At 74.0% G+C, this 5802-nt stretch carries 4 protein-coding genes; 1 reads left to right on the top strand and 3 read right to left on the bottom strand.

The annotated features are described in order from the left end of the window. Window positions 1-2110, bottom strand: a 2110-nt coding sequence (locus ACQRUO_RS38270; protein WP_428320796.1) for a hypothetical protein, incomplete at its 3' end; no start/stop codon positions are given. Further along, entirely contained in the window at window positions 2107-2835 is a 729-nt protein-coding gene (locus tag ACQRUO_RS38265) for a rhomboid-like protein (protein WP_428320795.1), read from the bottom strand. The genes ACQRUO_RS38270 and ACQRUO_RS38265, both read right to left, overlap by 4 nt. A gap of 644 nt (window positions 2836-3479) precedes the next feature. On the opposite strand from ACQRUO_RS38265, the gene ACQRUO_RS38260 reads away from it, so the two are divergent. Beyond that, window positions 3480-4247, top strand: a complete 768-nt coding sequence (locus tag ACQRUO_RS38260; RefSeq protein ID WP_428320794.1) for a polyprenol monophosphomannose synthase — start codon at window positions 3480-3482, stop codon at window positions 4245-4247. A 74-nt stretch (window positions 4248-4321) separates the two neighbouring features. On the opposite strand, the gene ACQRUO_RS38255 is transcribed toward ACQRUO_RS38260, so the two are convergent. Beyond that, the coding region (locus ACQRUO_RS38255) for a D-alanyl-D-alanine carboxypeptidase family protein (RefSeq protein WP_428320793.1) at window positions 4322-5802 on the bottom strand (1481 nt) is incomplete at its 5' end.

Below are 5802 nucleotides of genomic sequence, written 5' to 3'. Positions count from 1 at the left end.
CGGGCAGCACCCCGGCGGCGGCGCGCAGTTCGCGCAGCCGGGCCCGGCTGCGGGCGGCCGGCTCCGCCTCGCCGACCCGTTCGGCGAGCGCGGCCAGCAGCTCCAACGCCTGGTCGGCCTTGGACCACTGGCCGAGCTGCAGCCCCAGGTCGGCGGCCGCACCGAACCGCGCCAGGGCCGCGGCGCTCTCGCCCCGGGCCTCGTGCAGCCGGCCGCGCAGCAGGTCCAGCCGCATCGTCATCACCTGGTCGTCGGTGCGCTCGGCCAGCTCCGCGGCGGCCGTCACCTCGGCCAGCGCCCGCTCCGGGTCGGGCAGCGCGAACAGGGCCTGGGCCAGGTTGTAGCCCTGCACCACGAGGCCGTGGGTGTCGCCCGCGTTCGCCCGGCGCGCCTCGGTGAACCGGGCCACCGCCTGCTCCGCCTGCCCGCGGGCCAGGCAGAGCAGCCCCTGACTCTCGTGCAGCACACCGGCCAGTCGCGCTTCGGTGACCTGCGGCAGCAGTTCGGCGGCGGCAGCGAGCTGGGCGGCGGCCGCCTCGTGCTCGCCGAGCTCGTAGTGGGCGCGGGCGAGCTGGTTGCGCATCCGGATCTCGGCGTCCGGGCGGGCCGCCCAGCCGGCAGCCGTCACGCCCAGCTCGTGCGCCTCGATCCAGTCCGCGTACAGCTTGCGGCCGTGGTAGAGCGGCCAGAGCGACTCGCAGAGCTGCCAGACGGCGTCGTGCCAGCCGCGCCGGGCGGCGGTGCGCAGCAGCTCCAGGACGGTGCTGCTCTCCCGCTCCAGCCAGTCCAGGACGGTCGCCTTCTCCCGGCCCGACCAGTCCGGGGCCGGGCCGCGGTCGGTCGGCAGGGCGGCGGCGGGCGGGTCCTGCAGGCGGAACCGCTTGCCGAGCGCGCGGTCGGCCAGCGCGGTGCGGTGCCGGTAGTAGTCGACCAGGCGGCGCTGCACCGCCTCGGTCGCCGCCTCGTCCAGCTCGGCCGCGGCCCGGCGGGCGTGCTGGTGGACCAGGTCGTGGCAGCCGAAGCGGTCCTCGGCCGGGTCGTCCGCCGCACCCTCGGCGGCGGGCGGTGCGGCGGGCAGTTCGTCCAGCAGGTGGGCGCCCGCCAGGTCCTCCAGCGCCCGGTCGAGCGGGCCGCCACCGGCCGCGGTCTCGACCAGCTCACGGGTGAACCGGCCGGCCGGCAGCAGGCCGATCACCCGGTGGAGCGCCCGGGCCGGCTCCGGCAGCTGGGCCAGCACGGCGTCCAGGGCCTCGTCCACGCCACTCTCGCCCGGTCGCTCGGCGAGCGCGGCCATCACCCGACGGACCGTCAACTGCCGGCGTCCGATCAGCTGCGAACCGACGGCGTTCAGCGCCAGCGGCAACCCGCCGCAGCGGTCGACCAGTTCGGCCAGCTCCTGCTCGGTGCCGCGGTCCTCGCCCAGCCAGGTGCGCACCAGTCGGGCACCGGCCCCGGTGGTCAGCGGCGGCACGGTCAGCACCCGGGCGGTGGGCAGCGCCAGGGCGGGCAGCCGACGGCGGCCGGCCAGCACCAGCAGCCCGCCGCCGGGCAGCAGGGTGCGGACCTGGGCGGGCTGGTCCACGTTGTCCAGGAAGACCAGCAGTCGGCGGCCCCGGGTGATGCTGCGGAACAGGTCGCCGCGCTCGGCGAGCGAGTCGGGCACGTACTCCTTGGCCACGTGCAGGGCGCGCAGGAAGCGGCCGAGCACCTCGCCCGGGTCGACCGGGTCGCCGTGCCCGCCGGGCGCCAGGTCGGCGTAGAGGTCGCCGTCCGGGAAGCGCTCCCGCTCGCGCTCGGCCCACTGGGCGATCAGCTCGGTCTTGCCCACCCCGCCGAGGCCGGTGAAGGCGACGGTGACCAGGCCGGCGCCGCGCTCCAGTTCGGCCAGCGCCTCGGTGAGCGCGGCCAGTTCGGCCGAGCGGTTGACGAAGGCGGCCCCCTGGCGCAGCGGCCGGATCTGCCGCGGGGTGTACCGGGGCGGCTCGGGCCGGGCGAGGTTGTTGATCGTCACGTCCCGCGCCTGCACCAGCTGCCCGACCTGGCCGCCGGTCACCGTGTTGGTGGTTGTCGTGTTGTCCGATCCGGCCTCCGCTCCGCTGCGCGGTGTCATCCGCCGCCCCTTCCGCCGTCTGCCCCGGCCCGCCGGTCAAGCCTACGGGCTGCCCCGCGCAGCCGGGCCGAAACCGTGCGCAGCCAGAGCGCCGGGTCCCAGCTGCCGGTGCGGCCGTAGGTCACCGGGTAGCAGGCCAGGCCGAGCAGCACCGCGCTGAAGTGGCCGACGCTGGTGAAGTCCCGGGCGCTCAGCATCGAGATGCCGTAGAAGAGCAGCAGCCCGGCCAGCCAGAGGTACCGCCACGGGCGGGTGATCCAGTACACCAGCACCGCCTGGATGCCGGCCAGCGCGTAGCTGACCCCGTAGTCCAGCGTGTAGCGGGCCCGCTCGGGGGCCCGGTGGTGCTCGATCGCCCAGTACAGCACGCCCTCGCTCAGGTAGGTGGCGCCGACGTGGGCAACGAGCACCACCAGCAGCCAGCGGCGGGTGGAGAGCCAGCGTTCGGCCGGGACGTGGAAGAGGTTGTAGAGCACGAAGTAGAAGACCCAGCCGCCGTTGCCCGCGATGTAGAAGGCGCTGGTGACCAGCACCCGGACCGGCGAGATCGCCAGGTAGTGCAGGTTGGTGGAGTCCCGGCGCAGGATCCGGTGCTCCAGGTGCGGCGAGACGTGGTGCAGCGCGACGGTGGTGGCGAAGAGGATCAGCAGCCAGATGTGCGTTCCAGGGGCCCGCCGGATGTAGGCCCAGTACGCGCGCAGCTGCTTGCCGAGTCCTCGAAGCACCGGCCCAGTCTCCACCTTCCGGCCGCGGCGCCGGAATCCTGCCACGCCCGGGCCCTTGACGCGACGCCGCTTCGAGGACTGCCATATGTCACATTGCGTTCGAGGGTGCTCGTTTTTGATTGTTTCCCGACCGCTCTGCTCTGCCATGCCGTCACCCGGCCGTGCTCGCCCCGCGTTGACCCTGGAGCCACCCGACGCCCACTGCCCGCCGCCCCGTGGCTCCCTCGCCGCCGCCCTGCTGCTGACGGGCACCCTCGGCCGCTCGCCACGGGCAGGTTACGCAGAGGTGGTGCACCGATGGACCGTCAGCATCCTCACCCGGAACACGCCCCCGCGAGCACCAGCTCGTCGGGCGTTCGCGGGGCGGGCCTGACGCTCCGCCCGGTGCCCCGGTGACCCGCTCTGCCACCGGCTCCGGAGGCGTTCCGGGGGCCGCCGGGCCCGGCCCGGAGACACCCCCGGGGTCCGCTTGGCGGCCTAAGGGCTGGTAACGACCCACTCGCCGGGGTCGCTACCATCGGCACTGGTGAAGAACCCCGTGCCAGACATCCCCGGTGGACCAGCCCCGGGCTCTTGGGCGGTTCCGACACCTCCGTGATCGCCGCGCTCCAGGGTGGAGGCGGCGCAACCCGAAAGGCTCGTACGTGACTGCGCCCCAGGAGCACTCCTTCGCCGACCTCGGCAAGGTGCTGGTCATCATCCCGACCTACAACGAGGCCGAGAACGTCGAACGGATCGTCTCCCGGGTCCGCACCGCCGTGCCCGAGGTGCACGTGCTGGTCGCCGACGACAACAGCCCCGACGGCACCGGGGAGATCGCCGACAAGATCGCCGAGCAGGACGGCAACGTCCAGGTCATGCACCGCAAGGGCAAGGAGGGTCTCGGCGCGGCCTACCTGGCGGGCTTCCACTGGGGCATCGACAACGGCTACGACGTCCTGGTCGAGATGGACGCGGACGGCTCGCACCAGCCCGAGGAGCTCTACCGCCTGCTGACCGCGCTGCGCGGCGCCGACCTGGTGCTGGGCTCGCGCTGGGTGCCGGGCGGCAAGGTGGTCAACTGGCCGAAGTCCCGCCTGCTGCTCTCCCGCGGCGGCTCGACCTACTCCCGGCTGATGCTCGGCGTGCCGATCAGGGACGTCACCGGCGGCTACCGCGCCTTCCGCAAGGAGACGCTGCTCGGCCTCGGGATGGACCAGGTGGCCTCGGCCGGTTACTGCTTCCAGGTCGACCTGGCCTTCCGCTCGGTGAGCAGCGGTTTCAAGGTCGCCGAGGTGCCGATCACCTTCGTGGAGCGCGAGCACGGCGCGTCCAAGATGAGCCGCAACATCGTGGTCGAGGCGCTCTGGCGGGTCACCGTCTGGGGCGTGCAGGCCCGGGTCGCCAAGCTGACCGGCAAGGGCAAGCGCTGACCGGCGCCCGCTGAGCGAGGCCGTGGGGCCCGGACGTCGTCGCGACGCCCGGGCCTCGGTCGTTCGTGTGGGGCTCAGTTCGTGCGGATGAGCCGGGCATCGATGGACGGCGGGGCCAGCTCGCGGCCCATCGCGACCGGCACCTGCACCTGGCCGGGGCCGTCACCGGCGGTCAGCGTGGCGACCACCGTGCCGGCCGGGGCGCTGTGGCCCAGGCCCCCGGGCACCGGGGTCAGCTTCAGGGTGGTCGAGATCCCGGTGAAGCCCGGCACCGTGACGTCCTTGGTGGCCACCACCGGGATCCGGCCGCCCAGGCCGTCGTCCACGTAGCCGACCTGCTCGCCCTGCTTGACCAGCGTCTGGCCGGTGATCGCGCCCTGGCCGGCCGTGATGATCTTCTGGCTGACCGGCTGCGCGCCCAGCAGCAGGCCGTTGGCGACGTTGGGGAGCGGCGGCTGGCCCAGGGTGACCCCGAGCAGCATCTGCTGGGTGCCGCCGACGTCCTTGGTCGCCGCCCACATCAGGCAGCTGCCGGCCGGGGTGCTGGAACCGGTCTTGGTCCCGATCACCCCGTTCTTGCCGAGCAGGTAGTTGGTGTTGGGGATCTTGGCGCCCGCGATCACGGTGTCCGGCTCGGACACGATCTGCCGGAACACCGGGTTCTGCATCACCACCTCGGCCAGCTTCAGCTGGTCGGCGGCGGTGCTCTTGGTGTCGGCGTTGTAGCCGGCCGGGTCGGCATAGCTGGTGTGGGTCATGCCGAGCTTGGCGGCCTGGTCGTTCATCTTCTTGACGAACGCGTCCTCCGAGGTGGAGCCGGTGTCCCAGCGGGCCAGCAGCCGGGCGATGTTGTTGGCGCTGGGCAGCATCAACATCTCCAGCGCCTGGTACTCGGAGATCTCCTGCCCCTCGGTCACCTTGGCCGTCGACTGGTCGGGGTCGTTGGACTCCTGGGCGGCGGCCTTGTCCACCTTGATCGTCGGCCCGGTCTGGCCCGGCGCCAGCGGGTGGGCCTGGAGGATCAGGTAGGCGTTCATCACCTTGGTGACGCTGGCGATCGGCACCGGGGTGTCCTTCGGGCCCGAGCTGCCCAGGCTGCCCATGCCCACCACCTCGGCGGCCGCCTGGCCCTTGGCCGGCCAGGGCAGCGCCACCGGGTCGCCGGCGAAGGTGAAGGAGTCGGCGGCGGTGAACTTCAGCTGCGGCTTGGGCAGCGGGCGCAGCAGCTGGGCCACGCCGGCCCCGCCGGCCAGCACCGCGAGCACCGCCACGCCGGCGAGGGCGCGCTTGACCAGCCGGCGGGTCGTGAGCGGGCGCTTGCCGCCGAGCTCGGCGGGGGCGGCGGGCGACTCGTCGGTGGGGGCGAGGGGTGCGACGGGGGGTGCCGTGGGAGGTGCGGCGGGGGTGGGGCCGATCGGCGGCGTCAGCGGCGGGGGCGGCGACAGCGGGGCGCGGTGGGGCGGGGCGCGGCGGCGCGGGGTTCGGTCCGGCTGGTTGGGGCAGTCGGAGCGGCGTCGGCACCGGCCGTGGCGGTCGCGGTGGCGGTGGCGGTGGC

Origin of the sequence: Kitasatospora sp. LaBMicrA B282 (assembly GCF_050325825.1) — a bacterium.
GTDB lineage: Bacteria > Actinomycetota > Actinomycetes > Streptomycetales > Streptomycetaceae > Kitasatospora.
Note: the sequence above shows the minus strand (reverse complement) of the source record. Positions and strands in the feature narration are given on the sequence as shown.